Raw genomic sequence first — 15,384 nt, 5'->3', positions numbered from 1 at the left:
CTCCCAAAATCAGATACCCGGAATCGGATTGCGTTTGTGCGCGGTTCTCTTATAGAAGTTCTCGAGCAGCGACTGGGCGTTCGGCGAGATTTCTTTGCCTTCCAGATAATCGCTGTTCTCGTCGTAGGTGATGCCGAGCTCCGTCTCGTCGGTCTGGCCGACCCACAATCCGGCTGTCGGTGCTTTGGTCACGATATCGGCCGGAACGCCCAGCGCGCTCGCTACCTGGCGAACCTGGCGTTTGTTCAGCGTCGACAGCGGCGTCACGTCGACCGCACCGTCGCCCCACTTGGTATAGAAGCCCGTGATCGCTTCGGACGCGTGGTCCGTACCGACAACCAGCAGGTTCATCTCGAACGACAGCGCGTACTGAACGACCATCCGCGTTCTCGCTTTGATATTGCCTTTGCCTTTGTCGGTCATCTGATGCGGGTTGTTGATATCGAGCTTCTGGAAGCTCTTCTCGACGGTCGAAGACACATGATCGACGGCATCCTGGATATTCGTCTCGACCGTATGGGTCAGACCAAAAGCCTTGGCGGTCGCGTAACTGTGCTCGATATCGGATTGTTCGCCGTAAGGCTGGAACACGCCGAGCGTGATATACTCTTTGCCCGTCTCCTGGATCAGCTCGTCCGTCGCCCGTTTGCACAGCCCCGTCGCCACGGCACTGTCCACACCGCCGCTGATCGCGATCAGCAGACCGTTGGTCCCCGAACCCAGCACGTACTGCTTCAGGAAATCGACCCGCTTACGGATCTCCGCTTCCGGATCGATCGTAGGCTGCACGCCCAATTCCGCGATAATTTGCTGCTGTAAACTCATCGTACATTCGCTCCTTTGAATATCCGGAACCTGCTTCTACCGGACAAAATGGATAATGCCTGTCTTCATCATTATACCCGTAAGAGCCTGACATCGAACTTACGCGGCCTTTTTTTGCCCGACTCGACCTTGCCCGGCCTATCTCGACATGCAAAAAGCCCCGACCGGACACGGGGTCCGCCGGGGCTTGGAGAGTCGGAATTCGGGCTTATAAATCAGCCGCAGAATTCGTCGAACTTCCGGGTCAGCTCTTCGGCGATTTCGACCGCGGAGCGGTCTTCAATGCCATGACGCTCGATAAAGTGGACCAACTCTCCGTCCTTGAACATTGCGATCGAAGGCGAAGACGGCGGGAACGGTGCGAAATATTCGCGGGCCTGAGCCGTCGCTTCTTTGTCTTGACCGGCAAATACCGTAAACAGATTGTCGGGTTTCTTGTCGTGCTGAAGCGCCTGGGCTACACCTGGACGGCATTGTCCGGCGGCACAGCCGCAGACCGAGTTGATGACAACGAGCGTCGTGCCCGAAGCGTTCGGAAGACTGGCTTCCACTTCCTCCGGCGTGCGCAGCTCCTGGATGCCGAGCGAAGTCAGTTCATCCCGCATCGGTTGAATCATATCGCGCATATATTGATCGAAAGACATAGCCATGTTCGATTCACTCCTTCAAATTGTTGATGTGCTTCCATTATACCGTTCCTCCTAACCAAAGGAAAGCCGTTATGCGCAGGGAACTGCCCGCTTTCTCCCCGATTCTTCGTTCTTTTCCGGATTTTTGCGGCGGTGTTTTGTGCTATGATGGAAAAAAAGCAAACGAAAAGGAAGATGAAAGTTGGATTATGAAGTAATCGTCGTCGGCGGAGGGTCGGCGGGGCTGATGGCCGCCGCCGCGGCCGGAGAACGCGGAGCCCGCGTACTGCTGCTCGACAAAGGAGACAAGCTCGGCCGCAAACTCGGCATCTCGGGCGGAGGACGCTGCAATGTCACGAACAACAAGGAATATGACGAACTGATCAAATGGATTCCCGGCAACGGCCGGTTCCTCTACAGCGCGCTGGCGCAGTTCGGCAGCCGAGATATCATCGCTTTTTTCGAAGGATTGGGCATTGCCCTCAAGGAAGAAGACAACGGACGCATGTTTCCGGTCAGCGACCGGGCGAAGACCGTGGTGGATGCACTCGTCGGACGCGTCCGATCGCTCGGCGTCGAAGTGCGAATCAATACGCCGGTGGAATCTCTATTATATGAAGACGGACAAGCGGCCGGCGTACGGCTCAAAAACGGCACCACGATTTCCGCCTCCTGCGTGATTGCGGCGGTCGGCGGCAAATCCGTACCCAAGACCGGCTCCACCGGCGACGGTTATCCGTGGGCGGAAGAAGCCGGACATACGATCACCAAGCTGTTCCCGACCGAGGTTCCGCTGACTTCGGGGGCCGCGTTTATCCAGAGCAAGGAACTGCAGGGATTGTCGCTGCGGGAGATCGAACTGACGGTCTGGAGCGGCAAAGGCAAAAAGCTCGTCACGCATGTCGGCGATATGCTGTTTACCCACTTCGGTCTGTCCGGTCCGGCGGCGCTGCGCTGCAGCCAGTACGTGGTCAAGGAGCTGGACAAGCAGGCGGGAGGCACGGTGCGCGTCACGGTCGACCTGATGCCGGGCCGAAGTGCCGACGACGTCTACCGGGAAACGCTGAACCTTACGGCGGCCGATCCGAAGAAAGCGATCAAGAACGTGCTGAAAACGGCCGTGCCGGAGAAGCTGATTCCGCTGCTGCTCGTACGGGCGGAGCTCGACGAGATGCTGACGCACGACAATATTCCCAAAGCCAAATGGACCGAACTTGCGAAGCTGATCAAAGCTTTCCCGATCCCGGTCAACGGCACGCTCTCGATCGAGGACGCGTTCGTGACCGGCGGAGGCGTCCATCTGAAAGAAGTCGATCCGTCGACGCTTGAGTCCAAGCTGACCGGCGGGCTCTACTTCTGCGGCGAACTGCTGGACATCCACGGATACACCGGCGGTTACAATATTACGGCGGCGTTCTCGACCGGACATGCCGCGGGTACAAGCGCGGCGGAGCGGGCTCTGGCGCTGCGCGCGTAACGCCAGCGGGCCAAAAAGAACCGAACCGGCGGGAGAGCTTATCGTCCCCCGCACTGTTCCTGACAAAAGCCGTACCCTGCCACGATGGCGGGTACGGCTTTTTGCTTCGTGTATAACCGCAGCTTGGTCTAGGCCGCCTGCTCTTTTTTGTGCCAAAATGCAGCAAGCATATAAGCCAGAATCATTCCTGCGATCGCACCGGGCAGACCGAATACCACAGCTCCCCACCAGGCAGCATATACCTTGACGCCAAGGCAGGCACTCAGCGCAAACGCAAGCGGCAGCATCTGAACTCCGACGGCGGGAGCGCATGCCGAGTCCAGCAGCACGCTGTCCATGGCCGCAACCGGAGGAAAAGCATGGCCCGCGAAGCGGATCCAGAGCCCGCGCAGCCACATGGAGAACAGCAGCAGCATAAGCGGTACGACGATCCAACCGAGCCAGACCGGACCTATGGCCGCTGCCGCGAGGCTGATGACAAGGAACTGCAGATACATGCCGGCATAGCCCCGCTCGCGCAGCGCGCTTTTAAGTGCGGCATCGGCGATCTGCCGAATCTGCCAGCTGCCCGCGAAGCGCGGCAGCAGCGGACCGGAACGGCGCAGCAGCAGAGCTTTGCGCTTCGGCGGCCGAGGCTTGTCTATGGCACGCGCCAGCAGCAGGGCAGCGAAGCGAAAGCGGACCGCCGTATCGGCGGCCGCACTTTCCTCAAAATGATGAGACAGTGTGGTCCGTTTTCTCATCAGAAGAGCAGCCACGGTGCCGAGTGCCGCCGCTGCCGCCAAACCCGCCGCAGCTCCCGACGAGGCCGCCCACAAAAACAAAGCCGAGACAGCCAACAAACCGCCTGCAGCGGCATTGCTTTTAAATCGATCCCGCCGGAAAACGATAGTAAAATGGACCAGCATGCCCACTGCAAGGTGCAGCGTCCATATTGCCAGGCCCAAGACGACGATCGTTCCCCACGCAATCCCGTACAATTCCCTCAGGAAAGGCAGCAGGATCGCAGCCACCAGCAAAGTCTTGATCGCCTGGAACGCCGCAAACATAACGAGCCCACGGACCGTCACCCCCGCCAGCCATCCGGGGCACTGCCGGAGAAAAACGGCGTCCGCCTGTTCCAGCATCAGGATCGGCCGGGAGGCCAACGCAGTGAGCAGCGGAACCAACAGCAGCACGGCAAGCGGCAGACTCTGCATGGCTTCCGGAATCTCACCGTTCCAGAATCCGTAATAATAGCGGCCGCCGAGCAGCCCGAACGGAATAATGATGTACAGAGCGACCACCCAATCGACGACCAGACGCAAGTTTTGGCGTTCCCAATCGAGATAGTCTCTTACACGCCGCCAAAACAAGGCGCCTGGCCGGGCGAATCCCGCTAATCCGACGCTTCCCCGTATGAACCGGCTCATTCGGTAAGCGCCTCGAAGCAGTCGAACAAGTCTCCCTGTACCAGGCCGCAGGCTCCGCGGATATCGTCAAGACTGCCCTGCGCCGCCGTCTTTCCGTCCGAGAGCAGCACGAAATAATCGCAGATTTTCTCGGCCGTATCCAGCACGTGCGTGCACATCAGCACACCCGCGCCGCGCAAACGCTCGGCTTCCAACAGCCGCAGAAAGTCTTTTGTCGCTCTCGGGTCAAGGCCGATGAACGGTTCATCGACGATATAGACATCGGGCTTCAGCAGAAATCCGAGCATCAGCATCATCTTCTGCTTCATTCCTTTCGACATGCCCCCCGGCAGTTTATCTCTCGCATCGGTCATACGAAAGCGCTCCAGCAGTTCGTTGGCGCTGCGCTCGAATGCCTGCTCTTCCATCTTGTAAGCCGCCCCGGCCAAAGCAAGATGCTCCCATAGGGTCAGCGTGTCGTAATAAAGGGGTTGTTCGGGAACGTACGCGTATGTTCCCGAACCGCCCAGCTTGATCTCTCCTTTTACGTGAGGGATCAGCTTCAGGATCGCTTTGATGGTCGTACTCTTGCCCGCGCCGTTAGGACCGATCAACCCCACCAATTCGCCGCGGCCCACTTTGATCGAAATATCTCTTACACACGCGTCACCCGGCGAATACCCCGCTTCATCGATCCGGATATCCAGCACGGGTTCGCTCTTTTCGTGTTCAAGTCCTGTCCACTCTCCCATTTGCTTCTCTCCTTAGGCATGTTCTACTCCTCTTACGTCCCTTTTATCATTCCGTTGCTTTTACCAGTCTTTTCCTGTGCGCACAGTCACTTTAAATTTGAAGCTTTAATGAAAAAGCACAAAATTTTAATAGTTAAAATGAAAAACTGTGACAAATGACATGTTCTCAAACATTAGTGCTGAACTAAGATAAACATAATCCATCTACCAAAATTTGAAAGGGCGGAGTCGTAATGATCCATACTCAAGCACGCGATACCGAATTGTCCCTGCATTTATACCGGGTATTCGCCAAATCGTTTAAAAGCGTCAACGAACATGCCGTCAGCGGCAGCAAGATTCAAGGTTTCAACCCTACGGCCTTCGCCGTTCTGGAAGTTCTTTATTTCAAGGGTCAGCAGCCGATTCAACAGATCGGAGCCAAGCTCCTGCTGCAAAGTGGCAACGTGACCTACGTGATCGACAAGCTGGAACGTCACGGCCTGCTCGTCCGTCATCCCTGCCCGACCGACCGCCGCGTCATCTATGCCGAACTGACGGAAAAAGGCAGATCCCTCATGGACGATGCGTATCCCCATTATGCGGAACGTCTGACAAACGCACTGATCGGCCTGAAGGAAGAAGAAAAGCTTCAACTGATCTCGCTGCTCAAAAAAATGGGCATGGAAGCCGAAAGACTCTCTCCGTCGGCGCGCAAGTAAGCGCAGCCTCCGGCGGAGGAGAAGTCCGATTTTACCGCTTGCTTATTAAGTGAAATATTTCTCAATGTTTGACTTTCACCCGATGACCGAATCGCCACGTCCGTATACCAAAAGACGATTTCCCGAGGCTTCCCCCGGGAAATCGTCTTTTTTTGCAGCCAAGCTTTGTGTGGAATCGGTGCAAAGCGCGTATACGAAACCTCTGCATTTTCCCGTTATTCGCGGGGGGCCGGAGGGCGCTTGCTCAGTGGAAGCACTGCAAGCAGACCGAGCGCCGTCAGGATCAGCATCACGATAAACAGGCTGTGCAGCCCGTTTTCGAGGACACCCGACAAGCCTGCAAGTTTATCCGCAGACATCTCGGCGCGCGTATGTTCCGACAGCAGCGCATTGATATCCGCTTCGGTTGCCCCGCCGGATGCCGCTCCTCCCGTACCCGACAGCAGCGAAGCATTGAGCAGCGTTCCGAAAAAGGCGACTCCAAGCGTCTGACCCAGCGTACGCAGGAACGTATTAAGAGCCGTCGAAGCTCCCCGCATGGAGTAGCCGACCGAAGATTGGGCCACAATCGTAAACACGGTGAGCGACATGCCGAAACCGAGACCGAGTACAAGCATCAGCAGCGGAAGCACATATCCCGGCGAGCCGCTGCCCATCAGAGCCACCCCGGCGCTTCCCGCCACAAGTGCGGCCAGGCCGATTACGGCTGCTCCCCGGGCGCCGCTCTTGGCGATCATGCGCCCTGCGATAAACGAACCCGCGATCCAGCTGAACGACATCGGCGCCAGCAGCATGCCCGACAATACGGCGCTGCCCTGCTGCACGCCCTGTACCCACAGCGGAATGTAGGTGGTCAGCCCGATCAGCAGCGTACTGACGAAGAGGGCCGCAATACTGGAGAACAAAATATCGCGGATCCGGAACAATTTGAGCGGAACCAGCGGTTCGGACGCCCGCTGCTCGATCCATACGAATGCGGCGAGCATGACGATCGATCCCGCCAGCAGACCGATGATCAGCGGCGAGTTCCACGCTGCGCTCTGTCCGCCGGAAGTGAGCGCCAGCAGCAGCGCCGTCATGCCGATCGTAAAGGTCGCGGCGCCAGCCCAATCGATATCGGCCTTTTTGCGCGTCCGTTCTTCTTTGAGGAACAAAGCGATGAACAGCACGGCCAGCAGGCCGAACGGCACATTGATCCCGAAAATCCAGCGCCAGGAAAAGGTATCGACCAGATAGCCGCCCAGAAGCGGTCCCACCAGCGAAGCGATACCCCAGACGGAGCTGATCATGCCCTGCACTTTGCCGCGTTCTTCCATCTTGTACAGATCGCCTACGATCGTATACGTGACCGGAATAACCGCTCCCGCCCCGATACCCTGAATCGCGCGAAAAGCGATCAGCTGCTCCATCCCGCCGGCGAAACCGCACAAGGCGGAGCCGGCAATAAACAGCAGGCAGCCGGTCAGGAAAACGGGCTTGCGGCCGAACAGATCGCTCAGCTTGCCGAAGATCGGCGTGGTTATGGCCATCGTCAGCAGATAAGCGGCAAATACCCAGCTCATCAGCGACGCCGCTTCGAATTCGCCTACGATCGACGGCGTTGCCGGACTGATGACCGTACCTTCCACCGCCGCCAGAAACGTCGACAGCATCAAGCCGGCCAGTACATATTTGCGTTTGTTTTGCGTGTGTTCCACGGTGTCGAAATCCTCCCATACAAGGCAGCGCCCGGAAGCGTCCTTTTCAAAATAACCCAAGCCGCTTTGACCCGAGCCGTTCGGTCCCGGTCAAGCGGCAGCTTTTCTATCTTACCATGGAAACGGGGCGTCCGGGCTTTCCGGCAGGCTTTTTGCCCGGCAGCCGATGTTCGGGTGTGATCTGCGCGTGTCCGCCGCTCCGAACAAAACCCGCATAGGCGCCCAGGAAGATGGCGACATGCGGGTTTCTTGTCGGCAGCCGGAACATGGGATGACGGAGCCGCTGCCAAATGAATCTACGTTTCGGACAGGGACCTGTGCCGATCAGGCACGCACAGCCTTGACGGTGCGCTGGGCGGTCAGGACTTCGGAGCACATACTGCCAAGCGAATCGCGAACCTTGCGCAGCTCGGTAATGCCCGCTCCGGTCAGCGTATATTCTTCGCCGTGGGCGGTAAGCAGATTCTCGGATGCCAAGTTCTCCAGTTCCTGCTTGACCTCGCGGTCCGCGACCCGGTAACCGGCACGCTCCAGTCTGGGCAGCGCTTCGCGAATGGAAATATCCTGTTCCTCCGCGTAATGCAGCAGATGGATTCGTACGAACAAATTCTGTGTTGCGGCCTGCATATCGCCTCTCCTCCATTTCTGTGAACGGCTGTCGCCTTTCTCCGGTATTCGCTTCCGCGGATGTCGGCCGAAGAGCGCAGCCTATGAGTTACCCACTACTTACCCGCGCAATTCCCGACGGAAACATCGAAACGGAGCTTTGAAGCTCATTGACATTTGCTGCGGAAAAGGCCTAAATTTAAAAGACCGGTTCGATCCGCGATCATCCGAATACGTCCGCAAATAGGAGGCTTACGCCCATGTTCGAAATGAAAAGCCAAGAAGGCACCCGCGAGGAACGTTACGCGACGGCCCTGTCCCAATTGAAAGCCCTGATCGACGGAGAGCCCGACCGCATCGCCAATCTCTCCAATGCTTCGGCACTGCTTGCGCAGTACCTGCCCGATACCAACTGGTCCGGTTTCTATCTCTACGACGGCAAAGAGCTGGTGCTCGGCCCGTTCCAGGGACTGCCGGCCTGCATCCGTATTCCGATAGGCAAAGGCGTCTGCGGCACCGCGGCCAAGACGCGCGAAACGCAGCGCATCGACGATGTGCATGCGTTCCCGGGCCATATCGCCTGCGACGCCGCGACGAACAGCGAGATCGTCGTTCCCCTGTTCAAAGAAGATACGCTGATCGGCGTGCTCGATATCGACAGTCCGGAACATGCCCGTTTCGACGAGACCGACCAGGAGTTCCTGGAGCGTTTCGCCGAGATTCTGGTGGCTCAACTGTAACCGAACGTCCGCCGAATCAAAAAGACCGCCATGGATTTCACGGCGGTCTTTTTGATCTGTATCTTTGAGTCGTACCCGCCTACGCGTTCAGCCGATATTCGCTGCGGCGGACCTTGCGGTGGCGCCAATATTCGAAAATTCCGATCGTCAGAGCCAACCAGGCCGCGCTTGCGGTATAGCCGCCGATGACATCGCTCGGATAATGGACGCCGAGATAGATCCGGCTGAGTCCGATCGTAAGCGTCAGCAAAATACAGAGCAGCAGCGCGATAATCCGCAGCGGCAGCGGTTCGATCAGCCTCCACAGCACATAGGCGAGAATGCCGTAGAGAGCGAATGCCCCCATCGAATGTCCGCTCGGGAAGCTGAAAGTGGATTCTTCCGCAAGACGGTTGATATCCGGGCGATCGCGGCGGAACAGATTTTTGAGCAGAATATTCAGCAGCGCACTGCCTCCTGTCGCACAGACCACAAGCAGCGCTTCCCAACGAAGACGCGGGATCAGCAGCAGGAACAGCAGCAGGGCGACAACCAGCACGATAACCACTTGGGTCGATCCGATCCACGAGAGTGTCTCGGCCACGCTCGTCCAGGTCGGCGTCTCCTGATTCTGGATTCTTCCAATCCATTTATGGTCAAAATTCATCACGCTTTGATGTCCCGATCCGACCAGCATCGCGATCAGCACAAAAGCGACGGTGAGCAGGCCAAATCCTATAAAGCACAGGGCGGTATGCCTCATCGAGGCTTTGGTCGTTCGTTGCGGCATTTCTTTTTCCTCCGGATTCCTAAAAATAAGCGATAGACCCCGAACGGACGCGTTAAACGTTTACTTGATCCGTGTCTTCACTTTACATACCTTTTACACTTCGGCCGCCTATCATAAACCGTTTTGCCGCTCACAAATACGTTCAGAACCTTTCCGTCCAATAAAAAAAGCCTTTCTCGCCGCAGCGAGAAAGGCTTTTGGAGTCGGTTGGCGGATGCGCAGGGCTTCTTCAGAAGCTCTGAACCACCAAGAAAACGTTCAACACGATAACCAGCGCCGCAATCGCCCATCCCAGCACCTGGGTGATAGGATGGTTCACAAGTCCGCCCATCAGCTTGCGGTTGCCGGTGAACAGCATCAGCGGCACCAGCGCAAAAGCGATACCGAAAGACAGAATCACCTGGCTGACCACGAGGGCTTCGGTTGCATTGATCCCCGATATGATGAGAGCAAGCGGAGGAATCATCGTGATCGCGCGGCGCAGATACAAATTGATCCGTTTGTTGATGAATCCCTGCATGACTACGTCGCCTGCCATCGTACCCACCGAAGAACTCGACAGTCCCGCGATCAGCAGTCCGAGTCCAAACGAGATCGCGGCAGCCGGTCCGGCCAGTTCGCGGAAGTGGATAAACGCCTGATCCAGTTCTTCGACCTGCAGTCCGTTCTTGAAAAAGAGCGCCGCGGCAATAATCAGCATCGCCATATTGACCGCTCCGGCCACGATCATCGCAAAAATAATATCGAAAAACTCAAGCCGGAAAATCTTCTTCTTCTCTTCTTCGTTGCGGCCGACGATCCGGTTCTGCGTCAGCGACGAATGCAGATAGATCGCATGCGGCATGACCGTCGCACCCAGGATGCCGGCAGCCAGCATGATGCTCTGCGTGCCTTCGAACTGCGGCGTGAAGATCCCCGCGGCGACGGCTCCCATATCCGGCTTCGCCATGAATACCTGAAAAGCGAAAGACAGCACGACCGCGACGACCATGCCCGCGATGCCGGTCTCCAGCGCCCGGAATCCCCGACGCTGGAGTTCAAGAATAGCAAACGAGGCAACCGCCGTAATCAGCGCGGCCGGCAGCATCGGAATCCCGAAGATCAGATACAGCCCGAGCGCCGCCCCGATAAATTCGGCCAGATCTGTCGCAATGATGACCAGTTCGCTCTGAATCCAGAGGAAGACCGAGACGCCTTTGGGAAAGCGGTCGCGCGCGATCTCCGGCAGATTGCGCCCTGTGGCGATGCCGAGTTTCGCAGACAGCGACTGGATCAGCACCGCCATCAGATTGGAAGCGAAGATGACCCACAGCAGCATATAACCGTACTGCGAACCCGCCGTAATATTTGTAGCAAAATTGCCCGGGTCGATATAAGCAACCGCCGCGATGAACGCGGGGCCAAGAAACGGCAGCAGCCGTCTGAATCCTTTGGTTTCTCCGCTCAATACGGCCTGGGCAGCCCGTTCCGTGGCATTCAGCTCTTTCACCGGTTTGTGCGCCGTCTCGTGAGGAGCCGCTTCCCTATGCCGTTTTGCTTTTGCTTCGATTTCTTTCTCCACCGCTTGTTCACCTCTTTGTCTCGGGCCTGTGCCGAATCGATATCTAAATTTTGTATTTCCTTGGTCTACATTTGTTACCCTTGCACACGAATGTTTCCTCTGCGCAACTTTTGAACCGATTATAATCCTTTTCTTTATATATGTAAACACTTCTATACGAAAACTTACGCAAAAAAAGATTCTTTTTCATCCCATTTTCTTGGAAGGTCTTCCCCGTCTCCACAAAAAAACGCCGAAGCTAAACGTTCAGCTTCGGCGTTCCGGAAGCGATTCTGCGAATCTCTGCTTCCAGACTCCCGTCAAACGGGAATTTCCCTTGATGCGCCCGTTCCTGCAGATCCCGCAGCGATCGCTGGGCGAAACGCGTCAGTTCATCGGGGTATCCCAGGCGGCTGCGGTTATCTTCAAACTCGTCTTCGTCGACCACATGCCAGCCTTCCCGCTCGTTCCAGAGCAGATCCAGATCGAGATCGACGAACGACACCTCTTCCCCGCTTCGCACGCAGGGCTGCGAGACATTGCAGTAGATCGAGACTACCTCGCCGTCCGCAATGTCGAAACTGACCGTAAATCCTTCCTCCAGCGCGTAGACTTCGAGCGAAGCATGCGGAACCGTGAACGTTTGTCCTTTGGTATGGTGCTTCAGGCTCCGGCCCGGCGCTCCTTCGGCGATCAGGCATCCTTCGCGTTCGCCGAGCAGTTCCATCTCCCAATCGTAATGGGCAATCCCGCCGTATTTGAGCGCATGCAGGTTCAATTTCATCTTGCTGCCTCCTCTTTCGTTTACATCATTCCCCGCGGGCTTTATAATTCCACTTATCGTTCAAATTTAACCTAAATACACGACGAGAGGAAGACGTTACGCATGCAATGGCATTTAAAATCGTTCGAACAGCTGAGCGGGGACGAAGTCTACCGGATTTTGCGGGAGCGGGTGAACGTTTTCGTGCTGGAGCAGAACTGTCTGTATCCCGAGATCGACGGCAAAGATCCGCTGTGCCACCATCTATTTGTGGAGCAGGATGGGCAGATTGCGGCTTACTGCCGCCTGCTTCCGCCAGGCCTTGCCTATCCGCAGGCCTCGATCGGACGCGTGCTGGTCAACGACGCTTTTCGCGGCCGCGGCCTGGCGCAGGAGCTGATGAACCGCGCGATCGCTTTCCTCTCCGTAGAATCACAGCCCGTGCCGATCAAGATTCAAGCGCAGCATTATCTGGAAAAGTTCTACGGCTCATTCGGCTTCCGCGTGATCTCGGACGTGTACCCGGAAGACGGGATTCCGCATGTGGATATGCTGCTGGAGCGAAGCGAATAACTGCAAGCTGCCCGGATTCCCGTTCTTAAGCGACCGGATTCTCTGCGGAGCCTGACTGTTCCTTCGAGCAGGTGACTATAGGCCCCTCCCCTCCCCACTCCGAATAACGCATGTGAAAAAGCGGCCTTCCAGTAGGCCGCTTAACGTGTCAAGAAAGATCTGAATCCGCGCAAAGCAAAAAGGCGGAGGGAGAAATTCAGTGTAGGAACGATAGTGTTCGCCTTTGAAATCGGGAAAATTCCATTACAATTTGATCATTTTTCCCGATTTCAACACGCGACCGAAACGAAATTCTCCCGCAGCCTTTGAGCTTCCTCCACGAATAGGACTTTCAAAACACTTTAAGCGGCCTTCCAGTAGGCCGCTTTTTCACATGCGAATCAACAACATATATAGAATCGTACCTGCCGCAATCGACAGAAACATATTCTTTTTCCACAGATGCAGCCAGACGACGACCGCGACCGAGACCAGCTCGGGAAGTCCACGGCTTCCGGCGAGAATATTGACATCCTTGAGGCTGTACACGACCAACAGACTGATCGCGGCGGCGGGCAGCACCCGGCCGAGATATTGGATATAAGCCGGCGTCGGACGGCCCGGAGGGAACAGCAGAAACGGCAGGAAACGCGTCGCCATCGTGCCCAGCACGACGACCGCAATAACGGCGATTTGTTGGCCCAGTGTCATGATCATGCCCGTTCCCCTCCCTCGGCTTCCGCCGCCCTGCGTTCCGAAGCCTTGCGCGTAAGTGTCAGCACGGCCAGGATGGCGATCATCGCCGGAATGATAAAGCGGTCTCCGCCGAACAGAACCAAACTCACCGTCGAGATCGCAATCCCCCAGATCGCGCTGTGATGGATTTTCTGCTTCATCCACTGCTCCACGAAGATCACGACGAACAGCGCGGTCATCACGAACTCAAGTCCCTTGAGATCGAAGCGGACGAACGAACCCAGCAGGCCTCCGGCGGTAGCGCCGGCTACCCAGTAGAAATGATTGAGCAGCGTCACGAAAAACAGATACCAGCTTCGGTCGACGCCCTGCGGAATATTGGCCGAATAATTGATCGAGAACGACTCGTCGCACATGCCGAAGATCAGATACGGCTTTTTCCAGCCTGTCCCTTTATACTTTTCCAGCATCGATAAGCCGTAAAATAAATGCCTCGCATTCACCATCAGCGTCAGCAGCAGCGCACCGAACGGGTTGAACGGTCCCAGCAGCAGGCCGACGGCCACGAATTCCATCGAACCCGCAAAAATCAGCAGGCTCATCAGAAACGTATAGCCTACGCCGAATCCCGATACGTTCATGAATACGCCGTAAGCGATACCCAGAAAAGCGAATCCCGCCAGAATGGGTACCGTCACGGGAAAAGCGGCGCGGAACGCGGTTGAAATCTTTGCGGAATCTTCCATTTTGTCTAGCCCTCTCCTCGCGTGTAAGCTTATGCGTTTATTTTAGGCATCACAATCCATACAATCAATGATAGAATTGTATGGATTACAATTTTGCGAGGTGTGCCATGCCGATTAACTCGTTCGTCGATTATCCCATGTCCTGGCGGCTCGACCGTCACGAATTGACCCGTCCCATCTACCTGTCGCTGGCCCGCATGCTGGAGCGCGACATCACGGAAGGCTTTCTGCCGCCGGGAACCAAGCTTCCGCCGCAGCGGGAATTGGCCGATTTTCTCGATATCAACTTCACGACGGTCACCCGGGCTTACAAGACCTGCGAACTCAAAGGGCTGCTGCATGCCGTCACGGGAAGCGGAACATTCGTCTCGACCAACGCCGTGCGTTCCGTCACCATTTCCCGGGACCGGGTGCCTGTGGAGTGTATCGACTTCGGCCTGGTCGCTTCGTTCGAGCAGAGCAACTTCATGGTGGCCGAAGCGGCCCGAAAGATTGCCGGTCGGAGCGGGCTGGAACGCCTGTTCAACTATGACGATCCGGCCGGACTGCCCCATCAAAAAGAAACCGCGCTTCGCTGGGTCCAGCCGCTCGGCATCGAAGCCACTCCCGAACAGGTGGCAATCGTGTCCGGTGCGCAGAACGCGCTGACCATTACGCTGCTTGCCCTGTTTGAACCGGGCAGCCGGATTGCGGTGGACGAATATACGTATTCCAATTTTATCGAACTGGCGAAATCTCTTCGGATCAAGCTGGTTCCGGTAGCCGGCGACCGCCGGGGAATGCTGCCGGAGGAACTTGAAGCCTGCTGCCGGGCGTTTGAGATTCAGGGCATTTTCCTGATGCCGTCCTGCTGCAACCCCACCGCCATCTTCGTTCCCAACAGCCGCAGACAAGCTCTCGCCTCGGTGATCGACAAGCACGGCCTGATCGTGATCGAAGACGATATCCATGCCGCGCTGATGCTGGGCAGTACGGAAGAAGACGGGATTCCGATGTACAGCCTGCTGCCGGAGCAGACCGTCTATATTTGCAGCACCAGCAAGTCCGTCTGTTCGGGACTGCGCGTCGCCTATCTCGTATTCGGCGAAACGCTCCGGGAACGGATTCTCCGCGCCATCTATCATGTGAACGTCAAGACCTCGTCGCTGGATGCCGAGATCGTCACCGAACTGATCGGTTCCGGACGCGCTCACGATATCGTCGCATACAAAAAATCGCTGGCGCAGGAAGCCAACGATTTGTTTGCCCGATATTTCCCGCAGCCGGACGATCCGGGCCATCCGCTCAGCTTTTTTCGCTGGCTGCGCCTGCCCCGCCCCATGCACGCTTCGCGGCTTGAAAGCGACCTGCTGGTATCCGGCATCCGCGTGTTTCATTCGGACCGATTCCTCGCCGGAGCGGGATCTTCCGACAACTATTTGCGAATCGCGCTGTCTTCTACCGGATCGCTTGAAGAACTGGACCGGGGACTTCGAATCCTGCGCGACAATCTGTAAAAGG

Annotated in this window: 16 protein-coding genes; 5 read left to right on the top strand and 11 right to left on the bottom strand. The window is 56.8% G+C overall.

All coding sequences use genetic code 11. From position 1 onward, the window contains the following. Positions 1-9: 9 nt before the first annotated feature. Positions 10-825 (bottom strand): ammonia-dependent NAD(+) synthetase, encoded by an 816-nt coding sequence (gene nadE / locus HRQ60_RS15095; protein ID WP_172196809.1) that lies wholly within the window; start codon positions 823-825, stop codon positions 10-12. Positions 826-1,040: 215 nt separating this feature from the next. After that, entirely contained in the window at positions 1,041-1,475 is a 435-nt protein-coding gene (locus tag HRQ60_RS15090; RefSeq protein ID WP_172196807.1) for a BrxA/BrxB family bacilliredoxin, read from the bottom strand. Positions 1,476-1,656: 181 nt separating this feature from the next. Here HRQ60_RS15090 and HRQ60_RS15085 point away from each other — a divergent pair, with 181 nt between their 5' ends. Beyond that, entirely contained in the window at positions 1,657-2,931 is a 1,275-nt protein-coding gene (locus HRQ60_RS15085; RefSeq protein WP_172196805.1) for a BaiN/RdsA family NAD(P)/FAD-dependent oxidoreductase, read from the top strand. Between the two features lie 128 nt (positions 2,932-3,059). On the opposite strand, the gene HRQ60_RS15080 is transcribed toward HRQ60_RS15085, so the two are convergent. Both HRQ60_RS15080 and HRQ60_RS15075 read right to left on the bottom strand, forming a co-directional pair. After that, positions 3,060-4,343, bottom strand: a complete 1,284-nt coding sequence (locus HRQ60_RS15080) for an ABC transporter permease (protein ID WP_172196803.1) — start codon at positions 4,341-4,343, stop codon at positions 3,060-3,062. Further along, positions 4,340-5,074, bottom strand: a complete 735-nt coding sequence (locus HRQ60_RS15075; RefSeq protein ID WP_172196801.1) for an ABC transporter ATP-binding protein — start codon at positions 5,072-5,074, stop codon at positions 4,340-4,342. The genes HRQ60_RS15080 and HRQ60_RS15075 overlap by 4 nt, the downstream gene beginning before the upstream one ends. 233 nt (positions 5,075-5,307) lie before the next feature. Between HRQ60_RS15075 and HRQ60_RS15070 the strand changes: the two genes are divergently transcribed. Next, on the top strand, positions 5,308-5,775 hold the full coding sequence (locus HRQ60_RS15070) for a MarR family winged helix-turn-helix transcriptional regulator (protein ID WP_172196799.1): 468 nt from the start codon (positions 5,308-5,310) through the stop codon (positions 5,773-5,775). Between the two features lie 215 nt (positions 5,776-5,990). On the opposite strand, the gene HRQ60_RS15065 is transcribed toward HRQ60_RS15070, so the two are convergent. Together HRQ60_RS15065 and HRQ60_RS15060 are read right to left on the bottom strand one after the other, a co-directional pair. Further along, a complete protein-coding gene (locus HRQ60_RS15065; protein WP_172196929.1) occupies positions 5,991-7,427 on the bottom strand; it encodes an MDR family MFS transporter in 1,437 nt (478 codons plus the stop codon). A gap of 369 nt (positions 7,428-7,796) precedes the next feature. Beyond that, on the bottom strand, positions 7,797-8,099 hold the full coding sequence (locus HRQ60_RS15060) for a hypothetical protein (protein ID WP_172196797.1): 303 nt from the start codon (positions 8,097-8,099) through the stop codon (positions 7,797-7,799). A gap of 239 nt (positions 8,100-8,338) precedes the next feature. On the opposite strand from HRQ60_RS15060, the gene HRQ60_RS15055 reads away from it, so the two are divergent. Beyond that, a complete protein-coding gene (locus HRQ60_RS15055) occupies positions 8,339-8,818 on the top strand; it encodes a GAF domain-containing protein (RefSeq protein ID WP_172256573.1) in 480 nt (159 codons plus the stop codon). Positions 8,819-8,897: 79 nt separating this feature from the next. Here HRQ60_RS15055 and HRQ60_RS15050 read toward each other — a convergent pair whose 3' ends face one another. The 3 genes from HRQ60_RS15050 to HRQ60_RS15040 form a co-directional block, all read right to left on the bottom strand. Next, positions 8,898-9,587, bottom strand: a complete 690-nt coding sequence (locus HRQ60_RS15050; protein WP_246281346.1) for a phosphatase PAP2 family protein — start codon at positions 9,585-9,587, stop codon at positions 8,898-8,900. A gap of 229 nt (positions 9,588-9,816) precedes the next feature. Beyond that, on the bottom strand, positions 9,817-11,076 hold the full coding sequence (locus HRQ60_RS15045; RefSeq protein ID WP_425501686.1) for an Nramp family divalent metal transporter: 1,260 nt from the start codon (positions 11,074-11,076) through the stop codon (positions 9,817-9,819). A gap of 310 nt (positions 11,077-11,386) precedes the next feature. Beyond that, positions 11,387-11,911: a DUF402 domain-containing protein gene (locus tag HRQ60_RS15040; RefSeq protein ID WP_172196793.1), complete on the bottom strand. Its 525-nt coding sequence runs from the start codon at positions 11,909-11,911 to the stop codon at positions 11,387-11,389. Between the two features lie 102 nt (positions 11,912-12,013). On the opposite strand from HRQ60_RS15040, the gene HRQ60_RS15035 reads away from it, so the two are divergent. Then, positions 12,014-12,463 (top strand): GNAT family N-acetyltransferase, encoded by a 450-nt coding sequence (locus HRQ60_RS15035; protein ID WP_172196791.1) that lies wholly within the window; start codon positions 12,014-12,016, stop codon positions 12,461-12,463. Positions 12,464-12,832: 369 nt separating this feature from the next. Here the strand turns inward: HRQ60_RS15035 and HRQ60_RS15030 are convergent, their stop codons facing one another. Both HRQ60_RS15030 and azlC read right to left on the bottom strand, forming a co-directional pair. Further along, positions 12,833-13,159: a branched-chain amino acid transporter permease gene (locus HRQ60_RS15030; RefSeq protein WP_172196789.1), complete on the bottom strand. Its 327-nt coding sequence runs from the start codon at positions 13,157-13,159 to the stop codon at positions 12,833-12,835. Beyond that, the gene (gene azlC, locus HRQ60_RS15025) at positions 13,156-13,884 is read right to left on the bottom strand and encodes an azaleucine resistance protein AzlC (protein ID WP_172196787.1); all 729 of its coding nucleotides are present in this window, start codon (positions 13,882-13,884) and stop codon (positions 13,156-13,158) included. Before azlC ends, HRQ60_RS15030 begins: the two co-directional genes overlap by 4 nt. Positions 13,885-13,991: 107 nt before the next feature. Here azlC and HRQ60_RS15020 point away from each other — a divergent pair, with 107 nt between their 5' ends. Further along, positions 13,992-15,380, top strand: coding sequence for an aminotransferase-like domain-containing protein (locus HRQ60_RS15020; RefSeq protein WP_172196785.1), 1,389 nt, complete (start codon positions 13,992-13,994; stop codon positions 15,378-15,380). The last annotated feature ends 4 nt before the right edge of the window (positions 15,381-15,384 follow it).

This window comes from Saccharibacillus qingshengii, from assembly GCF_013185195.1.
Lineage (GTDB): Bacteria > Bacillota > Bacilli > Paenibacillales > Paenibacillaceae > Saccharibacillus > Saccharibacillus qingshengii.
Note: the sequence above shows the minus strand (reverse complement) of the source record. Positions and strands in the feature narration are given on the sequence as shown.

What these genes read in the sequence shown, in the direction of transcription:
- HRQ60_RS15020 (WP_172196785.1), top strand. Translation starts at nt 13,992, where the DNA reads ATGCCGATTAACTCGTTCGTCGATTATCCCATGTCCTGGCGGCTCGAC.
- HRQ60_RS15035 (WP_172196791.1), top strand. Translation starts at nt 12,014, where the DNA reads ATGCAATGGCATTTAAAATCGTTCGAACAGCTGAGCGGGGACGAAGTC.
- HRQ60_RS15090 (WP_172196807.1), bottom strand. Translation starts at nt 1,475, where the DNA reads ATGGCTATGTCTTTCGATCAATATATGCGCGATATGATTCAACCGATG.
- HRQ60_RS15030 (WP_172196789.1), bottom strand. Translation starts at nt 13,159, where the DNA reads ATGATCATGACACTGGGCCAACAAATCGCCGTTATTGCGGTCGTCGTG.
- HRQ60_RS15070 (WP_172196799.1), top strand. Translation starts at nt 5,308, where the DNA reads ATGATCCATACTCAAGCACGCGATACCGAATTGTCCCTGCATTTATAC.
- HRQ60_RS15050 (WP_246281346.1), bottom strand. Translation starts at nt 9,587, where the DNA reads ATGCCGCAACGAACGACCAAAGCCTCGATGAGGCATACCGCCCTGTGC.
- HRQ60_RS15065 (WP_172196929.1), bottom strand. Translation starts at nt 7,427, where the DNA reads ATGCTGTCGACGTTTCTGGCGGCGGTGGAAGGTACGGTCATCAGTCCG.
- azlC (WP_172196787.1), bottom strand. Translation starts at nt 13,884, where the DNA reads ATGGAAGATTCCGCAAAGATTTCAACCGCGTTCCGCGCCGCTTTTCCC.
- HRQ60_RS15080 (WP_172196803.1), bottom strand. Translation starts at nt 4,343, where the DNA reads ATGAGCCGGTTCATACGGGGAAGCGTCGGATTAGCGGGATTCGCCCGG.
- HRQ60_RS15055 (WP_172256573.1), top strand. Translation starts at nt 8,339, where the DNA reads ATGTTCGAAATGAAAAGCCAAGAAGGCACCCGCGAGGAACGTTACGCG.
- HRQ60_RS15040 (WP_172196793.1), bottom strand. Translation starts at nt 11,911, where the DNA reads ATGAAATTGAACCTGCATGCGCTCAAATACGGCGGGATTGCCCATTAC.
- HRQ60_RS15075 (WP_172196801.1), bottom strand. Translation starts at nt 5,074, where the DNA reads ATGGGAGAGTGGACAGGACTTGAACACGAAAAGAGCGAACCCGTGCTG.
- nadE (WP_172196809.1), bottom strand. Translation starts at nt 825, where the DNA reads ATGAGTTTACAGCAGCAAATTATCGCGGAATTGGGCGTGCAGCCTACG.
- HRQ60_RS15060 (WP_172196797.1), bottom strand. Translation starts at nt 8,099, where the DNA reads ATGCAGGCCGCAACACAGAATTTGTTCGTACGAATCCATCTGCTGCAT.